This is a genomic window from Nocardia sp. CA-128927 (assembly GCF_050955855.1).
GTDB lineage: Bacteria > Actinomycetota > Actinomycetes > Mycobacteriales > Mycobacteriaceae > Nocardia.
Genome location: NZ_CP192087.1, coordinates 5,585,035 through 5,609,361, shown reverse-complemented (window position 1 = coordinate 5,609,361; position 24,327 = coordinate 5,585,035). Strand labels below are relative to the sequence as shown.

At 66.0% G+C, this 24,327-nt stretch carries 25 protein-coding genes; 13 read left to right on the top strand and 12 right to left on the bottom strand.

The features are described 5' to 3' along the window. Nucleotides 1-18: 18 nt before the first annotated feature. Both ACQPW1_RS26435 and ACQPW1_RS26430 read right to left on the bottom strand, forming a co-directional pair. Nucleotides 19-735, bottom strand: coding sequence for an alpha/beta fold hydrolase (locus ACQPW1_RS26435; protein ID WP_433654230.1), 717 nt, complete (start codon nt 733-735; stop codon nt 19-21). Between the two features lie 104 nt (nt 736-839). After that, entirely contained in the window at nt 840-1,853 is a 1,014-nt protein-coding gene (locus ACQPW1_RS26430; RefSeq protein ID WP_433654229.1) for a GlxA family transcriptional regulator, read from the bottom strand. A 78-nt stretch (nt 1,854-1,931) separates the two neighbouring features. Between ACQPW1_RS26430 and ACQPW1_RS26425 the strand changes: the two genes are divergently transcribed. Continuing rightward, nucleotides 1,932-2,546 (top strand): TetR/AcrR family transcriptional regulator, encoded by a 615-nt coding sequence (locus ACQPW1_RS26425; RefSeq protein ID WP_433654227.1) that lies wholly within the window; start codon nt 1,932-1,934, stop codon nt 2,544-2,546. A 67-nt stretch (nt 2,547-2,613) separates the two neighbouring features. On the opposite strand, the gene ACQPW1_RS26420 is transcribed toward ACQPW1_RS26425, so the two are convergent. Continuing rightward, nucleotides 2,614-3,501, bottom strand: a complete 888-nt coding sequence (locus ACQPW1_RS26420; protein ID WP_433654226.1) for a helix-turn-helix domain-containing protein — start codon at nt 3,499-3,501, stop codon at nt 2,614-2,616. Between the two features lie 373 nt (nt 3,502-3,874). Here ACQPW1_RS26420 and ACQPW1_RS26415 point away from each other — a divergent pair, with 373 nt between their 5' ends. Both ACQPW1_RS26415 and ACQPW1_RS26410 read left to right on the top strand, forming a co-directional pair. Beyond that, nucleotides 3,875-5,053, top strand: a complete 1,179-nt coding sequence (locus ACQPW1_RS26415; RefSeq protein ID WP_433654225.1) for a sensor histidine kinase — start codon at nt 3,875-3,877, stop codon at nt 5,051-5,053. Beyond that, the gene (locus ACQPW1_RS26410) at nt 5,050-5,703 is read left to right on the top strand and encodes a response regulator (protein WP_433654224.1); all 654 of its coding nucleotides are present in this window, start codon (nt 5,050-5,052) and stop codon (nt 5,701-5,703) included. Before ACQPW1_RS26415 ends, ACQPW1_RS26410 begins: the two co-directional genes overlap by 4 nt. A gap of 4 nt (nt 5,704-5,707) precedes the next feature. On the opposite strand, the gene ACQPW1_RS26405 is transcribed toward ACQPW1_RS26410, so the two are convergent. Then, nucleotides 5,708-7,249: an alpha/beta fold hydrolase gene (locus ACQPW1_RS26405; RefSeq protein WP_433654223.1), complete on the bottom strand. Its 1,542-nt coding sequence runs from the start codon at nt 7,247-7,249 to the stop codon at nt 5,708-5,710. A gap of 300 nt (nt 7,250-7,549) precedes the next feature. Between ACQPW1_RS26405 and ACQPW1_RS26400 the strand changes: the two genes are divergently transcribed. Further along, a complete protein-coding gene (locus ACQPW1_RS26400; RefSeq protein WP_433654222.1) occupies nt 7,550-8,389 on the top strand; it encodes a S1/P1 nuclease in 840 nt (279 codons plus the stop codon). A gap of 7 nt (nt 8,390-8,396) precedes the next feature. Here the strand turns inward: ACQPW1_RS26400 and ACQPW1_RS26395 are convergent, their stop codons facing one another. The 4 genes from ACQPW1_RS26395 to ACQPW1_RS26380 form a co-directional block, all read right to left on the bottom strand. After that, nucleotides 8,397-9,254: a hypothetical protein gene (locus ACQPW1_RS26395; RefSeq protein ID WP_433654221.1), complete on the bottom strand. Its 858-nt coding sequence runs from the start codon at nt 9,252-9,254 to the stop codon at nt 8,397-8,399. A gap of 103 nt (nt 9,255-9,357) precedes the next feature. Beyond that, nucleotides 9,358-9,669: a cytochrome P450 gene (locus tag ACQPW1_RS26390; protein ID WP_433654220.1), complete on the bottom strand. Its 312-nt coding sequence runs from the start codon at nt 9,667-9,669 to the stop codon at nt 9,358-9,360. 210 nt (nt 9,670-9,879) lie between these two features. After that, nucleotides 9,880-10,203 carry a hypothetical protein gene (locus ACQPW1_RS26385; protein ID WP_433654219.1) on the bottom strand — a complete coding sequence of 108 codons (324 nt, stop codon included), beginning with the start codon at nt 10,201-10,203 and terminating at the stop codon, nt 9,880-9,882. Between the two features lie 93 nt (nt 10,204-10,296). Next, nucleotides 10,297-11,784, bottom strand: a complete 1,488-nt coding sequence (locus ACQPW1_RS26380) for a M1 family metallopeptidase (RefSeq protein ID WP_433654218.1) — start codon at nt 11,782-11,784, stop codon at nt 10,297-10,299. Nucleotides 11,785-12,238: 454 nt separating this feature from the next. Between ACQPW1_RS26380 and ACQPW1_RS26375 the strand changes: the two genes are divergently transcribed. Next, nucleotides 12,239-13,084 (top strand): NAD(P)H-binding protein, encoded by an 846-nt coding sequence (locus tag ACQPW1_RS26375; protein ID WP_433654217.1) that lies wholly within the window; start codon nt 12,239-12,241, stop codon nt 13,082-13,084. A gap of 73 nt (nt 13,085-13,157) precedes the next feature. Here ACQPW1_RS26375 and ACQPW1_RS26370 read toward each other — a convergent pair whose 3' ends face one another. Beyond that, the gene (locus ACQPW1_RS26370; RefSeq protein WP_433654215.1) at nt 13,158-13,694 is read right to left on the bottom strand and encodes a hypothetical protein; all 537 of its coding nucleotides are present in this window, start codon (nt 13,692-13,694) and stop codon (nt 13,158-13,160) included. A gap of 183 nt (nt 13,695-13,877) precedes the next feature. Between ACQPW1_RS26370 and ACQPW1_RS26365 the strand changes: the two genes are divergently transcribed. Further along, the gene (locus ACQPW1_RS26365) at nt 13,878-14,069 is read left to right on the top strand and encodes a hypothetical protein (RefSeq protein WP_433654214.1); all 192 of its coding nucleotides are present in this window, start codon (nt 13,878-13,880) and stop codon (nt 14,067-14,069) included. 119 nt (nt 14,070-14,188) lie between these two features. On the opposite strand, the gene ACQPW1_RS26360 is transcribed toward ACQPW1_RS26365, so the two are convergent. After that, nucleotides 14,189-15,100, bottom strand: coding sequence for a DUF1206 domain-containing protein (locus tag ACQPW1_RS26360; RefSeq protein WP_433654213.1), 912 nt, complete (start codon nt 15,098-15,100; stop codon nt 14,189-14,191). 397 nt (nt 15,101-15,497) lie between these two features. Between ACQPW1_RS26360 and ACQPW1_RS26355 the strand changes: the two genes are divergently transcribed. The 3 genes from ACQPW1_RS26355 (at nt 15,498) to ACQPW1_RS26345 (ending at nt 18,318) form a co-directional block, all read left to right on the top strand. Next, nucleotides 15,498-16,037, top strand: a complete 540-nt coding sequence (locus tag ACQPW1_RS26355) for a dicarboxylate/amino acid:cation symporter (RefSeq protein ID WP_433654212.1) — start codon at nt 15,498-15,500, stop codon at nt 16,035-16,037. 238 nt (nt 16,038-16,275) lie between these two features. Further along, nucleotides 16,276-17,499, top strand: coding sequence for an IS110 family transposase (locus ACQPW1_RS26350; protein WP_433654210.1), 1,224 nt, complete (start codon nt 16,276-16,278; stop codon nt 17,497-17,499). 24 nt (nt 17,500-17,523) lie between these two features. After that, on the top strand, nt 17,524-18,318 hold the full coding sequence (locus ACQPW1_RS26345) for a dicarboxylate/amino acid:cation symporter (protein WP_433665340.1): 795 nt from the start codon (nt 17,524-17,526) through the stop codon (nt 18,316-18,318). 34 nt (nt 18,319-18,352) lie between these two features. Here ACQPW1_RS26345 and ACQPW1_RS26340 read toward each other — a convergent pair whose 3' ends face one another. After that, the gene (locus tag ACQPW1_RS26340; protein ID WP_433654209.1) at nt 18,353-19,636 is read right to left on the bottom strand and encodes a PucR family transcriptional regulator; all 1,284 of its coding nucleotides are present in this window, start codon (nt 19,634-19,636) and stop codon (nt 18,353-18,355) included. A gap of 194 nt (nt 19,637-19,830) precedes the next feature. Here ACQPW1_RS26340 and ACQPW1_RS26335 point away from each other — a divergent pair, with 194 nt between their 5' ends. From ACQPW1_RS26335 to ACQPW1_RS26320, 4 genes are all read left to right on the top strand, one after another. Next, entirely contained in the window at nt 19,831-20,487 is a 657-nt protein-coding gene (locus ACQPW1_RS26335; RefSeq protein ID WP_433654208.1) for an SRPBCC family protein, read from the top strand. Next, on the top strand, nt 20,487-20,885 hold the full coding sequence (locus tag ACQPW1_RS26330; protein ID WP_433654207.1) for an ArsR/SmtB family transcription factor: 399 nt from the start codon (nt 20,487-20,489) through the stop codon (nt 20,883-20,885). Before ACQPW1_RS26335 ends, ACQPW1_RS26330 begins: the two co-directional genes overlap by 1 nt. A gap of 169 nt (nt 20,886-21,054) precedes the next feature. Next, nucleotides 21,055-22,287 carry an MFS transporter gene (locus tag ACQPW1_RS26325; RefSeq protein WP_433654206.1) on the top strand — a complete coding sequence of 411 codons (1,233 nt, stop codon included), beginning with the start codon at nt 21,055-21,057 and terminating at the stop codon, nt 22,285-22,287. Nucleotides 22,288-22,308: 21 nt separating this feature from the next. Next, on the top strand, nt 22,309-23,268 hold the full coding sequence (locus ACQPW1_RS26320; protein ID WP_433654205.1) for an endonuclease/exonuclease/phosphatase family protein: 960 nt from the start codon (nt 22,309-22,311) through the stop codon (nt 23,266-23,268). 60 nt (nt 23,269-23,328) lie between these two features. Here the strand turns inward: ACQPW1_RS26320 and ACQPW1_RS26315 are convergent, their stop codons facing one another. Further along, the gene (locus tag ACQPW1_RS26315; RefSeq protein WP_433654204.1) at nt 23,329-24,300 is read right to left on the bottom strand and encodes an EamA family transporter; all 972 of its coding nucleotides are present in this window, start codon (nt 24,298-24,300) and stop codon (nt 23,329-23,331) included. Nucleotides 24,301-24,327: the final 27 nt, after the last annotated feature.

Genomic DNA, 24,327 nt, shown 5'->3' with positions numbered 1-24,327 from the left:
ACTGCTATTTTCGAGAGTTCAGGCGAGCTCGGCGAGTGCATTGGTGATAACCGCGGCGACCTCATCAGGGTGGGTCTGCATCACGAGGTGCGGTGCGTCGATCTCGACCACCGACCGCAGCTCGGCCCGCTGGTAGCCGAATCGTTCGACCTCGGGATTGATCGTGCGGTCCGCACTGGAAACGATCCCCCAGCCCGGCTTGGTGCGCCAGGCCGCGGCTGTGGCGGCCTCGCCGAACGCGATCGCCGACAGCGGTCGTTGGGAGACGGCGAGCACTTGCGCCCGCGTCTTGTCCAAGCCCGCCGCGAAGACCTCGGGGAAGGCGGCGACATCTACTGAGACGTCGGTTCCCGGCTCGCCGTCGGCGACCGGATAGGGCGCGTAGACGAGGTTGGCGGCCAGATCGGAGTCCGGGAAACCACCCTGCAGCTGGCCGAGGCTCTCGCCGACCTCCAGGACATAGCCGGAGACGTAGACCAGACCGACGACATTGGCGGCCACCCCGGCGACGGTGATGACCGCGCCGCCGTAGGAATGACCCGCCAGCAGGACCGGTCCATCGATCTGCTCGACGAAAGACTTGATGTACGCCGCGTCCTCGGACAGACTCCGGTTGAACACCGGCGGCGCCAGCACCCGGTGCCCCTCGGCGAGTAGCCGCTCGGTGACCGGGCCCCAGCTGGCGGCATCGGCGAACGCGCCGTGCACGAGAACAATGGTTGTCGCGGAAGACATAGAGTTCCTCTCTCGATCACTGGGATCGATGGCGTTGTGCCGCACTCAGTTTCCGATGCGCGACGCACCCGGCGCCCCTCCGCACGGGCCGCAAAAGCCCCCGATCAGGACACGGCGACCGAAATCGGTTCGAAGGCGGCGGCCGAGCCGGTGGTGCGAAAACGCTGCTGGTACTTGCGCGGTGAGATGCCGAGCCTGGCCACGAACGCGCGACGCAATGCTTCGCTGCTGCCGTATCCGGCGATCATCGCGGCCTCGGTGACGCCGTGTCCTGCGTGCAGCAGGTCCCTGGCGACCCCGAAGCGGATGAACGCGACGTATTCGGCGGGGGAGCGCTCGAGCTCGGCGCGGAAGAGCCGCGTCAGATGCCGGACGCTGACCATGGCATGCGCGGCCAACGTCTGGACGGTGTGCGGGAACGCCGGGTCCGCACAGATCAGGTCGACCACCTTGCGAACGAGTGGGCTGCGCGGCACCGGCCCGCTCAGCGACGCCGAGAACTGCGATTGCCCGCCCGCGCGCTGCATGTATACGACCAGCAACTGCGCGACCCGTCGGGCGGCGTCGGCACCGTAGTCCTCTTCGACCAGGGCCAGCGCCAGATCGACGCCCGCCGCGACGCCTGCGGAGCTGTAAAGGTTTCCGTCGCGCACAAAGATCGCATCCGGGTCGACCAGCACGGCGGGGTACCGCCGCGCGAGGTCGGCGGCGAACTTCCAGTGGGTGGTCGCGCGTCTGCCGTCGAAGAGACCGAGCTCGGCGAAGACGAAGGCACCGCTGCAGATCGAGGCCAGCCTGCGGGTGTTCCAGGACAGGTGCCGGGCCGCGGCGATCAGCTCGGGCGTGACGAACTTCGCGGGCGGCAGTTCGCTGCCTGGGATCACGACGGTGTCGAAGCGACCCGCGTCGGCGGCTGCGGCACCCACCTCGATCCGCGCGCCGATCGAGGTCTGCACGTTGCGGCCGTCGGCCGAGACCAGGACCACCTCGTATCCGGGCACGGTCTGGTTCGCCTCCACGAAAACTTCGGCCGGACCGACGAAGTCGAGCATCTTGACGCCGTCGAAGACCAGAATGCCCACCCGTCGGCGGGGCGGCTCAGTGGAGTTAGGGGCCATGTCAACCATTGTTATGGAGGCACGCCTCCATAACAAGTGGTGTGGGCCATCTCGCACATCGGTTGGTACGGTGAGCCCATGGGACGGCCACGACAGTTCGACGAATCGGGCCTGCTCGACGCCGCCACCGAGTTGTTCTGGTCGCACGGTTTCGACGACACGTCGGTGGAGGACATCTCCCGCGCGACCGGTGTCGGCAATGGCAGTGTCTACGCCGCTTACGGCAACAAACAGGGTTTGTTCCTCGCGGCGTTCGAACGCTACTGCGAGCGTCGCGCGCGGTTCGTCCGCGAGGTCGTAGTCTCCGCGCCCGGCTCGGCGCGGGCCGCGGTGCGCACGCTCTTTCAAGCCATCATCGATGACTGTGCCGCGCAGCCGAATCGGCGCGGCTGCCTGATGATCAACAGCATCGCGCAACTGGGTGCCCGGATGCCTGAGGTTGTCAGCATCAGTACCAGGACAACCGAGGCTATGGAGCAGGGCGTTACCGAACGGCTTTATCCCGCTGCACGTCTCGGCGTCGGCGAGATCGACGAGGCCGCGCTGTCCGCGCACAGCGCGAACATCGTGGTGGTGGCGCAAGGGCTGATCCAATTGAGCCGCTTGGGAATTGGTCGGCCGCGATTGGGTGAAATCGCCGACATCTCGAGCCAGGCGCTGCCGTCGGACTGGGCGGATCAGGTCGCCAGTTGAGCGCGGACCAGGCGCCGGACGGAGCTGTCGGGTTGTTGGTAGTGCAGTCCTATTGCACCCGGCGCGTTTACAACTCCTTGGCCGCGGCGATCAGCAGTTCGCGCGACTGCTCCGGCTGGCAGGCTTGCACGGCGACCTTGTCCATCACCTCGCGGTAGAGCTGGAGGTCTTCCTTGCGATCCAGGTAGAGGGCGCTGGTCAGCTGTTCCAGGTAGACGATGTCGGGGAGTTCCATCTCGGCGAAACGGAGCATGGTGAACGAGCTGCCCGCCGCGGCGTGGCCGCCGGTGTCGTAGGGCAGCACCTGGATGGTCACCCTCGGCTTCTTCGACACTTCCACCAGATGTTCGAGCTGCTCGCGTAACACGCGCTTGCCGCCGATCGGGCGATGCAGCACGGCTTCGTCCAAGACCGCCCACAACCTGGGCCCGTTGGTCAGGTCGAGGATCTCCTGGCGCTTCGTGCGCAGCTCGACCCGCCGGGATGCCTCGGCGTTCTGGTGACCGACCTCGATGACCGCGTGGGTGTAGTCCTCGGTTTGCAGCAATCCCGGAACCAGTTGGCCCTCAAACGTTCTGATCGTCTGTGCGGCGCCCTCTAAACCGAGATACGTCTCGAACCAGGGTGGCAGCAGGTCGTTGTACTGATGCCACCAGCCCGGCTGATTGGCCCGGCGGGCCAGGTCGACGAACATCTCGCGCTGGTCCGGTTCGGTGACGCCGTAGAGGGTCAGCAGATCGAGAATGTCGCGATCCTTGTATCCGGTCCGGCCGAGTTCGAGCCGACTGATCTTGGCGTGGGAGCCGCGAATGTGCTCGCCCGCCTCGACCGGCGTGACGCCCTTCGCTTCGCGCAGCTTGCGCAATTGACCACCGACCGCGATGCGCAGCGCTGTCGGGCCGCGCTCCGCGACCCGCGAGTCGATACCCCTGATCCGGACCGGTTCCGTGACCATGACCTCTACTCCGCTTCTCGAAGACCACCGGCGGTGGACACGCTCGTCTCTGTGACGAACCACACCGCGTCTCTCCTGATGGTATCGCCCGGGGGCGTCATTTCAATCGAACTTGCACCTGAGCGTGCAGGTGTAGCTGTCAACCGGGTGACCGGAGCGGTCGGGCAGCGGTCGAATTCCGTGATCTTGCCTGGTCGAAAGGCCTAGAGTTCGAACGCGATTCGGCCGAGGCGGCCCCTTCGCGGCCCCGTTGCGCCGAACCGAACTGGACGAACGCTTTTCCAAACGGGTATGTCGATGGTCGGACGCGTCGGACGCGTGTGTCATTCCTAGGACAGAGGTGGCGGTCGTCAACTCGCTCTAGGGTGATCGGGTGGTCGACGAGCAAGTGGTGTTCTGGTTGCGTCGGCGAACGTCGCTGGTGGATGTCGGAACCACGGGAATCCTGATGCTGGCATGTGTGCTGTGCGGGGCGCTGGTGGGTGCCGATGCGGCCTATTACGGGTTGTCGGTGGTAGTGCTGTTGCCCTTGGCATTCCGGCGGCGGTGGCCCGAACTGGCCGCGGTGCTGGTGGCGGGCGCGGCGTTCGTGCAGTGGTGGACGGTCCGGGATACGACCGGTGCCCTGCTCGCCGATGTCGCGGTGCCGATCGTCGTGTACACGCTCGCCGCGCACAGTCGGCGGTATTGGAGTCGGGGCGGGCTGATCGCCGGGTTATGCGGTGCCGCGCTCGGCGCGTGGAGTTGGCCGCAACTGCCGACGACCGCGCTGGCGCATGTGATCGTCGGTGGTTTTCTGGCCAGCACGGTGGTCGCCGCGTGGCTGGGTGGTGCGTGGCAGCGGGCGCGGCGCGGTGAGTTCCTGGCGTTGGCCGAACACACGGCGCTGCTCGAACGCACGCGGGACGAGCGGACCCGTTTCGCGGTGCTGTCCGAGCGGACCAGAATCGCTCGCGATATCCACGATGTTCTCGCGCATTCGTTGGCGGTGATCGTCGCGCAGTCCGACGGCGGACGGTATGCCGCGCGTACCGAACCGGACGCGGCGATCGATGCGCTGGCGGCGATCGGCGACCATGGTCGGCGGGCGCTCACCGAAACGCGTCGTGCGATCGGTGTGCTGCGCGAGGACGACGAGGTCGATCCGCATCCGGCACCCCGCGTCGGTATTTCCGATCTCACGCGACTCGTCGACGATGTGCGCGGTGCGGGATTGCCGGTGGAGCTGAAGGTCGACCTGCCCTTCGGGCTGTTCGATTCGGGTGTCGGTCTGGTGGTGTATCGGATCGTGCAGGAGGGATTGACGAATGTCGTCAAGCACGCAGGATCCGGTGCCCGGGCGGAGGTTTCGGTGCGGCACGAGGACCACCGGCTGTGGGTCAGCGTCGGCGACGACGGTCGGGCCGAGGGCAGCTCGGGTCGCGACGGCTACGGTCTGGTCGGTATGCGGGAGCGGGTCGGCGCCTACGGCGGCGACATCGAGTTGCGGGAGCGGCCCGGCGGGTGTGGTCACGTGCTGGCGGTCCGCATTCCGATGGGAGCCGACGGGTGATCGAGGTGCTGCTCGTCGAGGACCAGACGTTGGTGCGCACCGGTTTTCGGATGGTCGTGGACTCCCAGCCCGACATGCGCGTCGTCGGCGAGGCAGGAGATGGGGTGACCGGTGTCGCCGAGGCTCTACGTGTCGCGCCGGACGTCGTCGTGATGGATGTGCGGATGCCGCAACTGGACGGGATCGAGGCGACGCGGCGGATACTGGCCGCCGCCGATCCGCCAAAGGTGTTGGTACTGACAACCTATGACCTCGACGACTACGCGATGGCCGCCGTGCGGGCCGGGGCCAGTGGGTTCCTGCTCAAAGACGCACCGGCGGAAGACTTCTTGTCCGCGGTGCGGCACGTCCATGCGGGCGATGCGGTGTTGGCGGCATCGACGACCAGACGTCTACTCGATCGGCTTGCGCCGCCGATCAACCTGGCGGCGCAGCGGCTGGTGGCGACGTTGACGGAGCGGGAAACCGCGGTGCTGCGGGTGATGGCGAGTGGGATGTCCAATGCCGAGATCGCGACAGCGCTGTCGGTGGGCGACGGAACCGTGAAAACCCATGTGCGGCATATCCTGACCAAGCTCGGGGTGCGCGATCGGGTGCAGGCCGTGATCCTCGCCCACGAGGCCGGGCTGCGGCAGCCCGGCGCTCGGTAGCGCTTCAGTACCTATCTCGCTGGCAGATCTCGTCATTGGCGGGCAGTGCGCCGTCGAGCAGATAGCGCTCGACCGCGCTGTCTACGCACCGGGCACCATCCATCAGATAGACACCGTGGCGGAACGCGTCTGCCAGTGTGGTCGAACGGGAACCGGAAAGTGCCTGCCGCATGGCCTTTTGGCCTGCCGCCGGTGCGACCGGATCGCCCGCGGCACCGATGAGTAGCGCCGGGTGTCGGTTCGCGATCTCCGTGGCGGGTTCGGCCGGGCCCACCGGCCACACCGCGCATGGGGTGAGATGGCGAGCCAAGGCCCCGAACATCGGTTCCGTGTCCCGATGACGCTGGATGTCGGTGAAGTAGTCTTCGACGCCACGTGCGGGCCGCTCGGCGCACTGGTTGGCAACTGTTGCGCTGAAACCGAATTCGGGCGATGTCGCGGTATCGGCGTACAACGCGAGCTTCTGCGCCATTCCCGGAGTCGGGTCGGCACCGTCGCGCAGCACCCGCACCTGCTGGCTCAGCTCGGCATAGGACGTGTCCGAATCGTCCACGGTCAGTAGAAGACCCGGGATCATGTCGGCGGTGATCGGCACACCGCCGAGCGACAGCGGGTGCGTGGTGACTGTACGGATAATGTTGTCGACCGTGCGAAGGACGGCGTCTTCCGTTGCACCCAAACCGAATTCCGCGTCTCGGGCGGATGTCCATCGGGCCCAATCGGCCAACGCCGCGGCATCGGCTGCTGCCGTGTCACGCGTCAGATCGGGGCCGGGAGCTCGCGGATCGAGCGCACTGTCGAGCACGACGCGATCGATGCGATCGCCGAATATCTGCGTGTATACCGCGCCCAAATACGTTCCCCAGGACCAGCCGATATACGACACCGTGGACTCGCCAAGCAGTACCCGCAGCAGGTCCATGTCCCGTGCGATGGCCCTGGTCGACGCATGCGGCAGCAAGGCCTGATTCGGCGCGCATCGGGCGGCCAGCTCGCGGGCAGCGTCGACGGTCCGGTCGAAGTCCGCGCGGTTCGTCGGCGCGGCCTGCGCGATGCCGAGGTACGAGCCGGTGGGCCAGCCGCATTCGAGTGGCGTGCTGGCCCCGAAGAACCTCGGGTCCATGCCGACCAGGTCGTAGCGCTCCGCGAGGGCCGCCGCTGCCGGATGCCCGCCCTCGGGGCCGTCCACGATCATCGTCACCCCATCGCGAGACGGTCCCGGTCCGCCGGTCTGTACCAGCAATGTCCCCAATCGACGCCCACTGTCCGTCGCGGCACGGTGTGCCACCGCGATGGTGATCGTCTGCCCTGCGGGATCGGCGTAGTCCAATGGCGCCTGGAACTCTCCGCACCGTGCGCCCGCCGCTGCCAGACGGTCGCCGACCACGTCGTCCGGTCCGGACCGGCAATCGTGCCAGGCAATCGATTGGTCCCTGAGCCGATCCGGCAGCGCCGCCGATTCATCACTCGGCGCGGAACCGCAACCCGCCAGCGACACCGTCAACGCAGCCGCCGCCAAGTACCGGCCGGAGCGGATCGAACGCATGAAAACCTCACAAACAGTGCAGAGTTCACTGCGTCGCCGGTTCATCGACGACGCGACGACCTGCCGGAACAGCAGGCGCGTTCATCGACGCTACGTATCGGCCCCGAGGGACAGCATCTACCTGGCGACCGACTTTCGTGCAGTCTGCCTCGCCCGCAAGGGATACCCGCGCCGCGTCGCACGAAGATTTATCCCGGAGTTTGTTCGGCATATGCCACTTCTCGCCGATACTTGAATCAGCAAGAGGGGAAACATAACTCAATCCATGGCGTGCAGCAGTTCGGAAGGGATTTGTTCTTTATGCGAGGTAAAGCCGCAGTAGTGAGCGTGTGTGCGTTCGCCGCAATCTTGCTGTCCGTGCCACCCGCCGCCAATGCCTGGGGGCCACAGGGGCACAACACCACCGGTGCCATCGCCGACCTTCGGTTGAGCGGACCGGCCCGGGACGAGGTCGGTCGCCTGCTGGCGGGCGAGCCCGACCCGACGCTCGCCGGTGTGTCCAACTGGGCCGATCAGGTGCGCAACAACGACCCCGAGCTGGGGAAGATCTCGGCACCGTGGCACTACGTCAACATCGGCGAGAACGGCTGCGTGTACGAGCCCGCGGTGAACGGCAACGACGGCCAGAACGTGATCGAGGCGTTGCGGCGGCAGACCGCGATACTCGCCGACAAGGCACGTCCGGTGGCCGACCGTCGTCAGGCCTTGAAGTTCATCGTGCATTTCGTCGGTGACATCAATCAGCCGATGCACGCCGGGTACGCCCGCGACCGCGGCGGGAACGAGACCAAGGTCCAGTACCTCGGCCGCAGCACCAACCTGCACTCGGTGTGGGACAGCCGCATGCTCGACACCCGCCACGCGAGTGACGCCGACGAGGTACAGCGACTGCTGGCGCTGCCCGCACCCAACCTGCCGCCGGCGAATCCGGACACCGATCCCATCCGGTGGGCGCAGGACAGCTGCCGGATCGTCGAGACTCCCGGTGTCTACCCGGACTCGACCACCATCGGCGACGAGTACACCCGTAAGTTCCTGCCGGTCGCCGAGACCCAGTTGCGCCTCGCGGGGGAGTTGCTCGGTCAGCTGCTCAACGCGGTGCTCGGCTCGTCGCCCGCTTCGTCCGGATCCGGCGGATAGTCGCTCGTCAGAACTGGTCAGCGAGAACGGGTCCCGTGTACAGCAGCACGTCGTCGTTGTCGTACACCCGCACGGAGAAACGATCCATCGTCTCGTAGTTCTCGCCGCGGTTATCGCTCTCGAAGACGAACGGCACTTCGTCGTCGGGTGCTGCGTAGGCCCTGCGTAGCTGGTTGAGCCTGCGTTCACCCGGCAGATCGACCGTCACGGCGAAGGTGTGCGCCACCACGTCCGCCGCGAAGACGGTGCCGTTCTCGCTGATCACCTCCAGTTTCTCGGCGCCCGGCGCGAGCACACCGCACAGCCCCGACTCGATCACCGTCTTGACGGCGAAGGGGCGTGCGGTGAAGTCGCTGCCGAGGCCACCGCCGACGAAGGAGTCGAGGTACCCGTCTTCGAAGATGAGCATGGCGCCGTTGCCGGAGTCGTTGTACGCCAGCAGGATCGAGTGGGCGACGGCGGTGTGTGCGCCGATGCGTGCGCCGGGGTGCCATCCGGCGTGTGAAATCGTCTCTACCGGTAGGCCGTTGGCCTCGGCGGCCTGATACGCCTCGGCGAAAGCCCTGATCTCCGCCCGCCAGTCGGGTCGCTCCACCTCGGCCGTCTGGTGGTCTCGTGCGGCCCGGAGGGTGTCGGTGAACGCCTGCACCTCCGCCATCAGCTGTACGTCCTGGTTTGCCTCTATCGCTAGATCGGCCTCGTCGAGGGTGGCCTCGAGATCCTTCGCAACCTGCACGAGTTCGGCTTCTGCGGCAACGCGTTTGGCCTCTGCGGCCAGGTACGTCTCGCCTACGGCCTGTAGCCGCGCCATGATCTCCTTGGACTGTGCTTTTGCTTCGAGCCGTGCTTCGCCTGATGTGGTCACAACGCTTAGGTCTTCCTTCGCCATTCGACAACCGACCATGCCAGGGTGGCATGCGCGCCCGTTGAACTCCGCTCCCTGACATAATCACGCCGTCACCGAATTGTCACCGCCCGCTTGGCGAGAAGCGAATCTCGCTGTGCCAGGGCGGGGCGGTGGTCGCGTAGCGGACCTGCTGGCTGCCCGGCCGTAATCGCTGCCAGTTGCCGAAGCGTTGGACGAGCACCGCGATGGACAGTGCACCGGTGAGCAGCGCCATCTGTTCGCCGATGCACTTTCGTTTGCCGGTGCCGAACGGCAGGTCGGCGGGGCCGAGCGCGATGAACAGCTGGTCGCCCGGATGCAGTGCGCGACCGGCCAGTTCGGTGTCGACGGCGACGTGGCGGAAGATGAGCGGGAACGACGGCCGTTGCGCCACGACGTCGCCGAAAAGCGTAGTGAGCAGCGGTAACTGGAGGAGATCGGCGGCGGCCGGTGCGCGATCGCCAAGCCAGTCGGATCAGGGTCGCGCAATCGACGGCCTGCCCGAAGAGGTGCTGTGCCAGCAGTTCCACGTTGAGCAGCTTGAATTCGTTGAACTCTGATCCGCATGATTCCGCCTGGTTCGAAACCGGCCGTCGCGAATCACTCACTCGAGCTGGGGGCTGGTGTCCGATGCGAGGAGGGCCAGTTGGTGCAGGCGTTCGAGGTAGCGGAGCTCCTCCGCCTCGGTGATCAGCGGTAAGACCTGGTCGAGTTCCGCGATGCGCTTGCGCAGGGTCTGGCGGCGTTCGGAATCGAGGGAACCGCCGTTGTCGTGCCAGACGGACACGCAGCCTGCGATGGTCGCGTCGAGTAGCGCCATCTCGACACCCGCCGCTTCCACGGTGTGGAGTCGGGCGGGGAATGGTGCGCGCATGTGTTCCTGCCAGAGGCGGCCGATGTCAGCTCGGTGCTCGCTCGTGCTACTCATGCGGCCTCGTTCTCGTCGGTCGAATGCGTTGTCGCACAACATATCAGAGCCGGGCCCAGGATATCCACGGGCCCGGCTCCGATTGTGCCGAAACTACTGCTTCTGGGTCACGACCCCGTAGAGGTCGTCATAGGCTTTCGGCTTGGCCGGGGTCGGCGTGACCGACCGGGGTGCGCGCTTCGAGTTCGTGTCGAATGTCGCGTCGGTCGGCTTGTACGCGGGCTTGCCCTTATCGGTGAGCCAGGTCTTGAACAATGCGTTCGTGTTGCGGCCGGTTACGGCGTTTGCCATGCCGATGAAGTCGGCGACCTTGGCGTTACCGTACTGGTATTTGGTCAGCCACTCCTTGACCAGCCGGAAGAACACATCGTCGTCATTGATCGCGCTGCGCAATGCCTGGATTGCCAGTGCACCGCGGGTATACAACTCTGCGGGCAGCACATCGGCCGGCCCGGGATCGGTCAGCACGACATCCCAATTGATCCGGGTGGACGTCGCGTAGGCGTAGTCGGCGATTTCCGCCGCCGTGCCGGTGCCGCTCTTCTCCGACCACAGGTATTCCATGTAGCTGGCCCAGCCTTCGTTCAGCCAGCCGTCCTTCCAGGTGGCCACGGAAGTCGAGTCGCCGAACCACTGGTGGGCGTTCTCGTGCACCACGACCGAATCATTCTTGCCGCGGCGGAAGAATCCGTCGGTGTAGGTGGGCCTGGTCTGGGTTTCCAGCGCGAAGCCGCCCATTCGTGCGTCCACGATGCCGCCGGTCGCCTCGTACGGGTACGGCGTGAGCGTGCTGGACAGCCAGTCCACGATCTCCGGTGTCCGCTCGATGCTCGCCTTGGCGTTGGCGCGGATGGTCGGATCGAGATCCGTTGCGTAGGCGTTCAGGTTCGGCCGGGCGGGGGTGCCGGCGTTCTGGCCGCTGCGCTCGTACTTGCCGATCGCGAGGAAGGTGGCGTACGTCATCTGCGGCGCTTTGCTCAGCCAGTTGTGCCGCTTCCAGCCCGGAATGTTCTGGGTGACACTGGTTTCGACGCCGTTGGACAGCACGTCCCGGTCCTCCGGCGCCAGCACCGACACGGCGTAGGTCGCCTTGTCCGTCGGGTGGTCGTTGCTCGGATACCACCACTCGGCCGAGAAGGGCTCGTTGGAAATCAGTGCGCCGCCTGCGTTTTCGATCCAGTTGCGGGCGCCCGCCGCGTTCTGCACCCGTGACGGGATGTCGTTGTACGCGACGACGGTGGTGAATTCGGCGCCGACGGGCAAGTTCACCGGCACCGTCACGGCCAGCTTGTCCTTGCCGAGCGTGTACTTGGCGGGCTTGTTTTCGATCAGCACCGACTGGGTCTGCAAGAGGAAGTCGAAACCGATCGCGGTCCCGGCCTTCAAGTCCTGCTTGGCTTTCGCGGTGATGGTCGTGGATCCGGAAAGTCGGCCGGAGGATGGCTCGAACTTCAGATCGATGCTGTAATTGGAGACATCGTATGCGGCGCTGCCGATATTCGGGAAATTGGGATCACCGATCCCGGACAATGACGCTGCGGAAGCCGTGCCCATATTCGCAGCCAGCGCTGCGACCACCATCAGTGGGACAGCTCGTGCGGAGGCAGTATGCAACGAGTGAAAACGTCTCATATTAACGAACTCCAATGTGTCAGACACGAGGATATCTTCGAGCAGAGCCGGTATCCGTTGGTATTTCGGCACCGGCTCGCGTTTGATCGGCCGATTGTCTTCGACGTTCCGCGGGCCCTTATCCGCGGGTAGGTCCGTGTCCTCGGCCGGGACATTTCGATACTCAGAAAATCACATTGGAGTACCCATCTCCACTGGAGATCAACTGGGGATTTCCAACCGGATCAGTTGACCTTCCGGAAACTCGTAATTGCGCAAGGGATTCTGCGCAGAATGCCTAGTTGTCAAGTATCAGAACCGCTTTGAGCTGAACATCGGGCTCGGTCGGGGGCTGAGACGCTGACGCATGGAGCCGAGCTTTTCGTCGATGGTTCGGCGATCCTCAGACGGCTTGACTGAGAGCATGACAACAACGAAGAACGGCAACGCAACCCAGACCATCCTCGTCACCGCGGGCACCGGCAAGGTCGGGCGCCGGGTGGCGGACCGCTTGGCCGCCAACGGATTCCCCGTCCGGATCGGCTCCCGCTCGGCGGAGCTGCCGTTCGATTGGGAGGACCGGAGCACCTGGGCGCCGGTGCTCGACGGGGTGCGGGCGGCGTTCGTGATGTTCACCCCGGACATCGGGGATCCCCGTGCCGGAGACACCATCCGGGCGTTCAGTGAGCTGGCCGTGGCCAGCGGTGTGCAGCGGCTGGTGCTGCTGTCCGCTCGTGGTGAGGATCAGGCGGCCGCGGCCGAGACGGCGGTGCGGGAGAGTGGCGCCGAATGGACTGTGTTGCAGGCGGCGTGGTTCAACCAGAACTTCGATGAGGGTGTCTTCACGGACATGGTGCTTGCCGGTGGGGTCGCGTTCCCGGCCGGTCAGGTACTGGAGCCGTTCATCGACTCCGGCGATCTCGCGGACGTCGCGGCGGCCGCGCTCACCGAGGACCGACACGCGGGTCAGAACTACGAGTTGACCGGTCCTCGGCTGTTGACCTTCGGTGATGCGGTTGAGGCGATTGCCAAGGGGACCGGGCGGGAGGTTCACTACATTCCGGTCACTGGTGCGGAGTTCGGTGCCGTGCTGGGTGCTGAGTTCGGGATGCCTGCGGAGGAGGTGGCCGGGATGATCGGCATCTTCGCGACGCTGCTGGACGGTCGCAACGCGAAGGTCACCGACACGGTGCAGCGACTGCTCGGCCGCGAGCCGGTCGACTTCGCCGACTATGTGCGCGATGCCGTTGCGGCGGGTGCCTGGAAGTAGTGGACGCGGATGGAGTTCCGAAAGCGAAGGCCAGGTCCGGTTGTGCAGACCTGGCCTTCGCTCGGTGATCAGGTCAGGCGAACGTCACCTGTGCGGTGACGGCAAGGGTCGACAGGCCGTTGGTGCGGCAACCGTTGTTTGGTGTCGCGCTGCGTGCGGACACCGTGATCGCGTCGCCGTTCAACTGGCCGCCGGTGACGTTGGCGCTGAACGCCAAGCCGGTGAACGGGTCGGGGCTGATTCGCCAGGTGAACGCGCTATCGCCGCCGGACACCCAGCCGATCGTGCCGGACCCCTTGGCGGTGACCAGCAGTCCGCACGGATTGAAGCCACCGGCGGTCGCCGTCGCAGACCCGGTGCCGTTGAGTTTGCCGGAGCGCAGATCGGCGTGCTGACCGTTGCGCGAGGCGCAGCCGCTGAGGTCGCCGGTGATCGACACATTCGCGGCGCCACCTGCCCGCAACGGCGGTTGGAGGGTGAGGTTGAAGGTTGCCGAGCAACTCAGGTCGCCGTCGGCGGCCTGTGCGGGGGCCGCCGGGAGAACAGCAAGGGCCACGGCGAGCGGTGCCGCGGCAGCCATCATGGTCAGGATTCGAATACGTCGTGCCATCTTCGTACCTCCTATTACTGTGCTGTTTGCACGCTGTCTCGGGGGACGAGCAAGCCGACCGGCGGAATGTTTGCCCGCCGAGGGCGAGCCCACGATATGACCCGCACCCCGCGCGTCGCCGAAATCCGCTGCCCCCCAACGCGTGACGTGCGACAACGCCCATCTGGGGAATTCACTTAGGCGGTGCGCCGCGTCGCCGGCCCGCGCACATCGGATCGGCGGTGCGACGGTATCGGCGCTGGTCACAACGCCGGTAGCGAGTTCATCGCGAGCCTCGACGAAGGCACGATGTGGCCGACCGCTTTCGCGTTGCTGAAGTTGACTGCGGCCGACGAGGCGAAGATCGGCGAGCTCGTGCAGAAGGCAGCAGGCTGAGGCCGGAGCGGCTCCAAAACGGTTGCGCCGGTGGGATGTCGAGTTCGGCACTGGATACATGACGACGACCCCGGCATTATGGCCGAGGTCGTCGCTCGATTCGTTGGCGAGCCCGAGATCTAGACCGGGACGCCGCCGTAGGTTCGGCGGTGCTTGGCCTCGAGGAAGGACAGGACGCCGAAGGCCATCAGGCCGACCGAGATCAGGATGAGAAGCCATAGGCCGAACGGCTTTCCGACGAAGTCGCGCAGTACTGCGTCGATGCCCTTGGCCTCGGCGGGGTCATAGTTGAGGCCCGCGATGACGGCGGCGAGTCCGATGCTGATCACGATCGCGCCGCGGGCGAGGTAGCCGATCCGGCCCAGCCAGATCACGGCCTCGCGGGAACCGTGGGTCATCCAGCCCATGCGCAGGTCATCGACGAACTGGAGGCTGAGGCCGAGGATCGTCTGCCAGATGCCGAAGGCGATGATGGCGAGGCCGATCAGCAGCACGACCACCTGGCCGCCGTCCCAACTCAGGATGCGAGCGGTCAGGTCGCGGGCGATGGCGTCGCTCGGCTTCGGTGTCCGGCCGTGCACCACGTAGCGGAAGGTGCCCAAAAAGGCCAGGGCATAGACGATTCCGGAGATCACGGCGTAGAAGCGGTGTCCGCCCGAGTAGGTTCGTCGCGCGCTGGCGATCTGGGTCACTCGCCAGACGACGAGCGCGGCGAAGCCGAACAGCAGGATCCACAGCAGCAAGTAGCCGAGCGGTTTGGTCGCGATCGCCGCCAGCGCGCCGCCGCCGTCCGGCTCGTGCTCGGCGGTGCCGATCGCCAGCATGAATCCGATGATGCCGATCGTGATGTAGGCGATGCCGCGTGCGATGAACCCGAATCGGGCGGCTGTTTCCAATCCGCCCGAGGTGGTGGACCTGCGGCGGCGGTAGCCGCCGGCCCGTCGGCCCCAGCCCGACCGGCCGCGGCCGCTGCGTACGGTGCCGACTCGATCACGTCGGCGATATCTGTTGGTGTTCCGGAAAATGCTCATGGTGTTCCTCATCTCTTCAACGGGCGTAATGCCCACTCCGCGGCGATTGACACGCGCGTCAGATCTCTTTGGCGGCCCAGATCCGCTGCGGGCCGCGAGGAGTCGGCGCGCGGCAGGGGAATCAACTGGCGTCGCGGCGGACTCGACTGGGGACGCGGTCAGCGCTCGAGCCGCGCTGATCGGAACAGGTTGTGACGCAGGCCATAACGCGATCGGCCGACCTGATGGGTAATTGGTCGGACGAATCGCTTACCGTTTAGGGCGTTATGAACCTTTCCGCGACGATCGTGCACCTGGTGGCCAGGCTGCATGTGGATCTGGGCCGGTTGGCCGCGCAGCTGTGTCGCTGACGCGTGCGCACCTCACCTGATTCCCCTGATTGTCTTGGATGGTTCCCTTGTCTTCACCTAGTTCGCGCAGCCGTACCCTGAATCCGGCGCGCTGGCCGTTCGGCGTCCAGATCCTGCTCGGTTTGGTGGTCGGCATCGTCGCGGGCTTCATCGCCCGCACCACCGACTCCGCCTGGCTAACCAGCACATTGACCCAAGTCGGCGGCATCTTCGTGCAGCTGCTGAAGCTCGCGGTGCCGCCGCTGGTGTTCACCGCGGTACTGGTGAGCGTCGCCGGACTGCGCCATGTCACCAATGCCGCTCGGCTGGCCGGTCGCACGCTGCTGTGGTTCCTCGGAACCGCGTTGATCGCGGTGGCGGTCGGCATCGTGCTCGGCCTCGTCACCAATCCCGGTCGCGGCGTCGACCTGACCTTGGTGGGTGCGAAGGCGCCCGAATCGAAGGGCGGCTGGACCGACTTCCTCACCGGGATCATCCCGACGAACGTGGTCGGCGCCTTCACCAATGGCAATGTGCTGCAACTGGTGTTCCTCGGTGCCGTGCTCGGGGTCGCCGCGCTCAAACTCGGCGAGCGCGCCAAACCCTAATCAGTTCTGGGAGTGAGCTATCCGGCACACTCCTGGTAGTAGCCGGCCGGTAGGTGAGCACTTTCGCACCCTGGACTTCGAGTCCTGGAGAAAGACCGTGCCCCTGCCGGTAGGCCGGGAGAGTTGATCGCTGCTGGGATGTCGTGCCCGCCCGAATGGGCGTGAGCACTGCTTGATTAGGTCGCTGATGGTTCTCCTGCTGGCTGCTCGACGGTGATCGGCATTAGCAATTGGAGGATTGTTGCGACTGTTCGTAGGAGATGACTGGGCTGAAGACCACCACGACGTGGAGGTGATGGACACCGCCGGGCGCCGCCTGGCCAAAACGCGCGTGCCCGAGGGCGTCGCCGGAATGGCGAGACTGCACGCGATCCTCGGCGGCCTGGTCGACGACGCCGACGAGGTCGAGGTCCTGGTCGGGATCGAGACCGACCGCGGTCCCTGGGTCGGGGCGCTGGTCGCCGCCGGATACACGGTACTGGCGGTGAATCCATTGCAGGCGGCCAGGTTTCGGGACCGGCTGGGAGTCTCGGGTGCCAAAAGCGACGCTGGTGACGCTCACGTGCTGGCGGATATGGTCCGCACCCATTCCCACGAATTGCGACCTGTCGCTGGGGATTCCGCGCGAGCCGAGGCCGTGAAGGTGGTGGCCCGTGCTCACAAGACGATGATCTGGGACCGAACTCGCCACACCCAGCGGTTGCGTCACGCTCTGCGTGACTACTTCCCCGCCGCGCTGGCCGCGTTCGACGACCTCGACGCCGCCGACACTCTGGAACTGCTCGCCAAAGCACCCACCCCAGCTGCGGCGGCCCGGCTCACGATCCCCCAGATCAGTGCCGCGTTGAAGCGGGCGCGCCGCCGCAACGTCGCCGACAAAGCCACCGCTATTGCGGCCGCACTGCGCAGCGAGCAGCTCGGCCAGCCCGAGGTCGTGGCGCAGGCCTACGCAGCCTCGGTCCAGGCGCTGCTGGCGGTCCTGACTGTCCTCAACACCCAGATCAAGACGTTGCAGGGGCAGGTCGAGGCGCATTTTGGGCAGCACCCGGCCGCTGAGATCATCGCGTCCCAGCCCGGTTTGGGACAGGTCCTCGGTGCCCGGGTGCTCGCAGAGTTCGGTGACGACCCCGACCGCTACCGCAGCGCCAAAGCCCGCAAGAACTACGCGGGCACCTCCCCGATCACCCGCGCGTCGGGCAAGAAGAAGGTCGCCCTGGCCCGGTTCGTACACAACGACCGGCTCATCGACGCCCTCACCACCCAGGCGCAATCCGCGCTGATGTGGTCCCGGGGCGCCCGCGACTACTACGACCGTCAGCGAGCCCGCGGTGTCGGTCACTACGCCGCGCTACGCCAGCTCGCCAACCGACTCGTCGGGATCCTGCACGGCTGCCTCAAAACCGGAACCCTCTACAACGAGACCACAGCCTGGCCCGACCCAGCTCAGCAGTCCGCTGCTTGACATTCAAGCTCCTGGGATGTCTTTCTGACGCTGGCCGAATCGGTGCTGGAGCTGGTGCAGAAGGCGCTCTGGTGGGTGATCCGGCTCGCGCCGATCGGCACCGCCGGGCTCATCGGTAAGGCGATCGCCAGCTACGGCTGGAATCTGTTGCAGCCGTTGGCGACCTTCACGATTGCGGTCTACGCGGGTTGCCTCATCGTGCTCGTCGTCGTTTACCCGATCCTGCTGCGCGTCGTCGGCGGCGTGAACCCGATCCGCTTCTACGCGAAGGCTTGGCCCGCAGTCGAATTGGCGTTCGTGTCCCGCTCGTCGATCGGCACCATGCCGCTGACGCAGCGGATGGTCACCGAACGGCTCGGTGTGCCAAGCGAATACGCGTCGTTCGCGGTGCCGTTCGGGGCGACCACCAAGATGGACGGTTGCGCGGCGGTGTATCCCGCGCTGGCCGCCATCTTCGTCGCCCAGATCACCGGAACCCACCTCGACATCCGCGACTACCTCCTGATCGCCTTCGTCTCCGTGGTCGGGTCCGCCGCGACCGCTGGCCTCACCGGCGCCATCGTCATGCTCACCCTCACCCTGTCCACCCTGGGTCTCCCACTGGCCGGAGCAGGGCTGCTACTGGCCATCGACCCGATCCTCGACATGATCCGCACCGCAACGAATGTCGCAGGCCAGATGGTCGTCCCGGTACTGGTAGCCAAACGCGAAGGCATCCTCGACCAAGAAATCTTCGACCAACCCTCTGCCCCCTTGACCGCCACCGAACCCGAACCCGAACCCGAACGTGAACCGGAACAGGTGCCCGTAGCCGCCTGACAACTCCGTAGTGCGGCGCGCAACCAGCGCCGCACTACGGCTCACGTGGTAGGCGTGCGTGCGCCGAGCCAGACTGAGCGTCAACTGTTTTGGTGGTGTCGGTGGGGTGGTAGGAGCGGGCGATTAGCGCGGAGCGGAGGTACCAGAGGCCGGAGGGGTGGGCGGGGTCGAAGCCGGTCAGTTGGCCTATGCGCTTGAGTCGGTAGTCGACGGTGTTGGTGTGGACGTGTAGGGCGCGGGCGGTGCGTTGGCGGTTGAGGTTGTTGCCGATGTGTAGCTGGAGGGTTTCCAGGAGTTCGGCGTGTTCATCGAGGGGGGTGAGTATCCCGCCGAGGTATTCGCGGCCGGGGCCTGGGCGGGTGAGCTGGTATTCGAGGGCTAGTTCGTCGAATCGGTACAGGCCGGTGACGCAGTGCAGGCGTTGCACCATGTCGAGTAGTTCGTGGGCTTGGTCGACGGCGACGGGGATCTGTTCCGGGACGGCTGCCACCATGGTGGCGGTGATGCCGACCTGTGCGGCTATCGAGAGTCCCTCGATGAGGGCGTCGAGTTCCTCGTCGGTGTGCTGGTCGGCGGGCAGCAGGATGGTGCCGCCGTCGATGCTGAGCAGGGAGAGGGCGTTGCCGCCGCATTGGGTGGCCAGCTCGGCTTGGGTGCGGCGCAGCTTGCGGCGCGCGACGACCTGGCTGTCGAGGGCGGGGTTGAGTTCGTCGCGATGGCGCGGAATCGACACGGCCAGAACGACATAGGCGTCGGCGATGGCTATGCCGCACTCGCGCGCCATCGTCGACGTGGGACGTCCGCCGAGCAGAGCGGACGTGAGCGTGTGGACTGCTGTGTGATGTTCGCTGACCGCGGTGCGCAGTTCACGGAAGTAGCCGCGGGAGATGGCCGAGGTCAACGTGTGCAGAATCTCGATATTGATCCTGGAACCGTCGACGAAGTTGTCGAAATCCTTGACGGTCAGGTTGCTGACGATGAGGTTCATGCCCATCTCGAAGCCCGCGTGTATGGCGTTGTGGATCGCATCGGTGGGCACTCCCTCGCGCGCCCAACCCGCCGCGGCCTCCTCGAGCTGTTCGACGTTCTGCTGAATGTTGCGCCCGTCCAGCATGTTGGCGGCGAGTTCCAGGCAGACCCGGGTGATGGTGGTGACGTCGCCGTAGATCGCTTCGCCGGGCAACGTCCCGCACGGCACTACATTCTCGACGAAGTGGCCGACCATTTGCCGGGACAGTGCCCGGACGTCGCGCAACGGCGTGGACATCGGTTGCCCGGAGATCGTCAGGTTCGGCCGGATCGGACTGTCGATAGCCATGCCAACTCCTTTGTCAGAAATAGCTATGAGGCAGGTTAACACTAACTGCGGAAGTACGATATGCGGCATTTACCAGCAAATTTGTGAGAATGGGACGGTGCAGCCCGTCGGTAGCTGTGATCGATCACAGCGGGTGCATGCGCTCGACCGGTGCGTGGGTTATTATAAGTCCAGGCTTATACAAGGAGGATGTTATGCCCCTGCTCACCGACCCTGCCGCTATCGCCGGACTCGTGATCCGCGAGGTCCGCACCGGATCCCGCGACGGCGCGCCGACCCGGATCGCCATCGCCCGCCGCACCTACGCCACCGACCAGGACGACCTCTGGGACGCGCTGACCAATGCAGAGCGGATACCGCGATGGTTCCTGCCGGTCAGCGGCGAATTGAAGGTCGGCGGCCACTATCAGACCGAGGGCAACGCGGGCGGCGTCGTAGAGGAGTGTGAGGAGCCGCGACGGTTCGCCGTCACCTGGGAGATGGGCCCGCAGGTGTCGTGGGTGTCGATCGACCTGACCGCCGATGACGAGGGCACATTGCTGGAGTTGGTCCACGAGATGCCCGTCGCGCCCGAGTTCTGGGATCAGTACGGTCCGGGTGCGGTGGGTGTCGGTTGGGACCTTTCGCTGATGGCACTGGGCCTGCACATCGCGAGCGGCGAGCCGGTAGACCCGGCCGAGGGGCTGGTATTCCCGACCACTCCAGAGGGGACGGAGTTCGTCCAGGTGGCAGCTCTCGGCTGGGCGGACGCTGCCGTCGCCCACGGTGACGACGCGGATGCCGCGCAGGCGGCCGCGCAGCGGACGGTTGTCTTCTACACGGTCGAGCCCGAGGACAGCTCGCAGTCCTGATGACGGCTTCCCGGGAGAAGATCTTCGAGGCGCTCGGCGATCCGGTTCGTCGCTACATTCTCGAGCTGGTGGCGACCGGTGAGCAGCCTGCGGGGATGGTTGTTGCTGCGGTGCAACAGCATACGCGGATCTCGCAGCCCGGTGTCTCGCAGCATCTGAAGGTGCTTCGGGCCGCGGGGTTGGTGAGCGTCCGGGCCGAAGGCACTCGGCGCGTCTACGCCCTCGATCCCGCCGGTGTCGGGGAGGCGCAGTCTTGGCTGGCCGAGCTGGTCGATCCGCTGGCGCAGTTTGCGCAACCGCTCGACGCCCTTGCTACCGAGGTGGCGCGTGGTCAGCGCGTTCGTCGGAAGGATCGTGCTGCGGGGGAGTCCTCCGGCAGGGATGTGCGTCCGGCCTGAGATCGGCTGCTCGGTCTCCCGCTACGCGCGGGGGAGAGCCTGCGGCATACGCCGACACGCCCGTAGTGAGCGAATTCTGTTGTGGCTCGGAGGCTTACGACGAGTGTCCGATGGTGACACGTAGTAGTGTGATGGCGGTCACAACTGGATAGCAGAATCGGACTCCGTCATGAAGAAGTTGCTGTCGTGGCCAGCGGTGCTGTGCTGGCTGACCGTGCTGCTCGAAGGCTACGACCTCGTCGTTCTCGGTGCGGTCATTCCTACTCTGATCGATCAGCATCACCTCGGATTCACTGCCGCCAGTGCGACTTTCGCTGCCACGATGTCATTGGTGGGGGTGGCGATCGGCGCGACAGCATCGGGGCCGGTGGCCGATCGATATGGTCGCCGGTGGGTGCTGCTCAGCTCGATCGTGGTGTTCTCGGTGTTCACCGCCGCGATTCCGCTGGCCGGGTCGGTCGGAGTCTTCGCGGCGTTCCGGCTGATCGCGGGACTAGGCCTCGGTGCGTGTATGCCGACCGCGCTGACCTTGATGGCCGAGCACATGCCTGCGTCCCGGCGGGCGCTCGCGACTACCGTCACGATGACGGGCTATCACGTCGGTGCGGTGTTCGCCGCGCTGCTCGCGCTTCGGCTCGTACCGCATTGGGAACCGCTGTTCTACGTGGGTGGTATCGCCGGGGCCGCCTTGTTGCCGGTGGTCTGGGTGAAACTGCCTGAGTCCGCGGCGTACCTTGGGGCCAAGGACGCACCGACCCGGGTGCCGCCCACCGTGCTGCTGCAGCCGGTGTGTTTGCGTGCGACGCTGGGTGTTTGGGTTGGTTCGTTCATGGGGCTGCTGCTCGTTTACGGCTTGAACACCTGGCTGCCGAAGTTGATGCGTGACGCCGGATACAACATGTCCACCTCGTTGACCGTGTTGCTGATGTTGAACATCGGAGCGGTGATCGGTCTGCTCACAGCCGGGACTGTCGCCGATCGGCGCGGCATCAAGCCGACGGTGCTGGTGTGGTTCGGTGTGGCGGCGGTGTTCCTCGCGTTGCTCAGTATCAAGATGTCGAGCACGGTGCTGCTCAATGGGCTGGTGCTGGTCACGGGCATCTTTGTTTTCTCTGCCCAGGTACTCATCTACGCCTACGTCGCCCAGGCCTACCCGGCCGAAATCCGGTCCACCGCACTGGGTTTCGCGTCGGGTGTCGGTCGCCTCGGCGCGATCTTCGGCCCGACGATCACCGGCTGGCTCATCGTTATCGGCTCCGCGAACCCGTGGGGCTTCTATCTCTTCGCCGCAGTCGCCGGCATCGGGTTGCTCGCCATGGCCGCCGTGCCGCGAACTTCTGTCGATGGACTCGCCTCGGCCGACTCCGTCGTGCGGGCCCGCCCGGGAGGACGCCCGGTGTAGACCTCGTGTTGGCTGGTGGGTGTGAGATCGAAATGGGTTCGGGGCGGTATCAACCTGCTGGCGTGGCTGGCCACCGTGGCGGGAGCGGTCGGGGTCGGGTTGCACTTCAGTCGGTCGTCGTCTCGGATATTGGTCTTGGCGGCTTCGGGTGCGCCGTATCTGATGGTTGGTGGACTCGTCGGGGCGGTGACGTTTGCCGCGATGCGGCGCTGGATCGGTGCGGTGGTGGCGATTGTTGTCGTTGCCGCCTCGGTGTGGACGCAAGCTCCGTTGTACGTCAGCCGGTCGGGCGATGACGGCGAACCGGCGGTGCTCGTGATGCAGGCCAATCTGCTGTTCGACGGGGCTGACCCGCAGGCGCTGGTCGACGAAGTGCGCGGGCGGAGCATCGCGGTGCTCACCGTCAATGAACTCACGCCCGCGGCGGTCGAGGCACTCGGCAGGGCGGGACTCGACCAGGTATTGCCGCATCGGTATCTGTCCCCTGCGCGGACCGCGACCGGGACCGGAATCTGGAGCAGCTACCCGCTGTCGGAAACCGTCGAGTACGACGGGTATGTGTTGAATCAGCTGTCGGCGACGGCGACCATTCCGGAGGTGGGGCCGGTGACGATCTACGCCTTCCATCCGGTGCCGCCGGTATACGGGACGCAGGTCTGGGCTGATGAATTGTCCAGGCTGCGTGCAATTCTCGAGCGCTCGCCCTCGGATCGGCCTGCGATCGTCGGGGGCGATTTCAATGCGACTTACGATCACGCACAGTACCGCGCAATGCTGTCAGGGCGATTCGGCGACGCTGCCGAAGAGACGGGGGCCGGACATCTGGTCACCTATCCGACCGACAAGCACTGGCCGCCCGTGGTCGGTATCGACCACATCCTCGTCGCCGGGGGCCGGGCCGTCGAGGTGGAGACGGTGGGCATGCCGGGCGCGGACCACCGCGCGCTGGTGGCGCGGGCTCGCCTGGATCGCCGGGGGTAGTCGAACACCTCAGGCTCTGGGGCGAATTCGTCCGCTGGACTGCCGGGGATGGTCGAACACCTAACGCTCAGTGGCGTATTCGTCCGCAGGCGCTTCGCCGGTGGTGAGCTCACCGCGCCGGACGACGATCACACCGCCGAGAATCAGTATGCCGCCGAGCAATTGGATGGCGCGGGGTGCCTCGCCGAGCAGGGCCCAAGCGAAGATCAGCGCCGCCAGGACTTCGAAGAGTGCGACGAAGGAGGCCAGGCGGGAGCCGAGCAGGCGGGTGGCGGCGATGCCGGAGACGTAGGCGACGGCGGCGGTGACGATGCCGAGCGCCAGGACCGGGGGCCACCAGGCAATGGTGAAGTGCTGGAAGACAACCGGGTTCGTGGTGGCGTGCAGGGGGACGATGCCGACGGCGCCCGCGGCCAGCAGGGAGAGTCCACCGATGAGGAGTCCGCCCGCGGCCAGGACGGTGCCCGGCAGCGTGCCGTCACCATGCGCGGAGAGCACGAAGTAGCCGGCCGCGCCGATCATGGCGGCGAGGGCCCACACGAGGCCGACCCAGCTGGTGCTGAGGCCGGAGCGCAGGTCGATGACCAGGAACAGGCCGGTGATGCCGAGTGCGGCACCGGCGACCGTCGCGGTGCCGGGGCGTTGGCGATGCCGCAGCCACAACCAGGTCACCACGGCGATCGGGGCGGTGTATTCGATGAGCAGTGCCACGCCGACGGCCATGTGGGCGACGGCGTTGAAGTAGGCCAGCTGCGTGCCTGCTACGGCGACCAGTCCGTACGCCGTGATCAGGGATGCGTTGCGGCGCAACAACTGCCAATCGCGGTGCAGCTGTTGCAGCGCGATCGGCAAGAGCACGGCGGCGGCCACCAGCACGCGGATCGCCACGACGGAGGCGGCGCTCCAGCCTGCGTTCATCAGGCCGCGGGCCAGGGAACCGGAGAGTCCGAACGACGATGCGGACAGCACCGCGAGGATCAGTCCGCTTCTGAGGCGCCGCTGAACGGCTGTGTCATGAGTCATCGTAGCCATGGGTAATGACGCTATGGGTGGGCATGT

Excerpts from the sequence above, each read along its gene's own strand:
- ACQPW1_RS26325 (WP_433654206.1), top strand. The coding sequence starts at position 21,055 with ATGAAGAAGTTGCTGTCGTGGCCAGCGGTGCTGTGCTGGCTGACCGTG.
- ACQPW1_RS26375 (WP_433654217.1), top strand. The coding sequence starts at position 12,239 with ATGACAACAACGAAGAACGGCAACGCAACCCAGACCATCCTCGTCACC.
- ACQPW1_RS26430 (WP_433654229.1), bottom strand. The coding sequence starts at position 1,853 with ATGGCCCCTAACTCCACTGAGCCGCCCCGCCGACGGGTGGGCATTCTG.
- ACQPW1_RS26315 (WP_433654204.1), bottom strand. The coding sequence starts at position 24,300 with ATGGCTACGATGACTCATGACACAGCCGTTCAGCGGCGCCTCAGAAGC.
- ACQPW1_RS26405 (WP_433654223.1), bottom strand. The coding sequence starts at position 7,249 with ATGCGTTCGATCCGCTCCGGCCGGTACTTGGCGGCGGCTGCGTTGACG.
- ACQPW1_RS26425 (WP_433654227.1), top strand. The coding sequence starts at position 1,932 with ATGGGACGGCCACGACAGTTCGACGAATCGGGCCTGCTCGACGCCGCC.
- ACQPW1_RS26420 (WP_433654226.1), bottom strand. The coding sequence starts at position 3,501 with ATGGTCACGGAACCGGTCCGGATCAGGGGTATCGACTCGCGGGTCGCG.
- ACQPW1_RS26340 (WP_433654209.1), bottom strand. The coding sequence starts at position 19,636 with ATGGCTATCGACAGTCCGATCCGGCCGAACCTGACGATCTCCGGGCAA.
- ACQPW1_RS26385 (WP_433654219.1), bottom strand. The coding sequence starts at position 10,203 with ATGAGTAGCACGAGCGAGCACCGAGCTGACATCGGCCGCCTCTGGCAG.
- ACQPW1_RS26335 (WP_433654208.1), top strand. The coding sequence starts at position 19,831 with ATGCCCCTGCTCACCGACCCTGCCGCTATCGCCGGACTCGTGATCCGC.
- ACQPW1_RS26435 (WP_433654230.1), bottom strand. The coding sequence starts at position 735 with ATGTCTTCCGCGACAACCATTGTTCTCGTGCACGGCGCGTTCGCCGAT.
- ACQPW1_RS26330 (WP_433654207.1), top strand. The coding sequence starts at position 20,487 with ATGACGGCTTCCCGGGAGAAGATCTTCGAGGCGCTCGGCGATCCGGTT.
- ACQPW1_RS26380 (WP_433654218.1), bottom strand. The coding sequence starts at position 11,784 with ATGGTGGTCGCAGCGCTGGCTGCGAATATGGGCACGGCTTCCGCAGCG.
- ACQPW1_RS26400 (WP_433654222.1), top strand. The coding sequence starts at position 7,550 with ATGCGAGGTAAAGCCGCAGTAGTGAGCGTGTGTGCGTTCGCCGCAATC.
- ACQPW1_RS26370 (WP_433654215.1), bottom strand. The coding sequence starts at position 13,694 with ATGGCACGACGTATTCGAATCCTGACCATGATGGCTGCCGCGGCACCG.
- ACQPW1_RS26360 (WP_433654213.1), bottom strand. The coding sequence starts at position 15,100 with ATGAGCATTTTCCGGAACACCAACAGATATCGCCGACGTGATCGAGTC.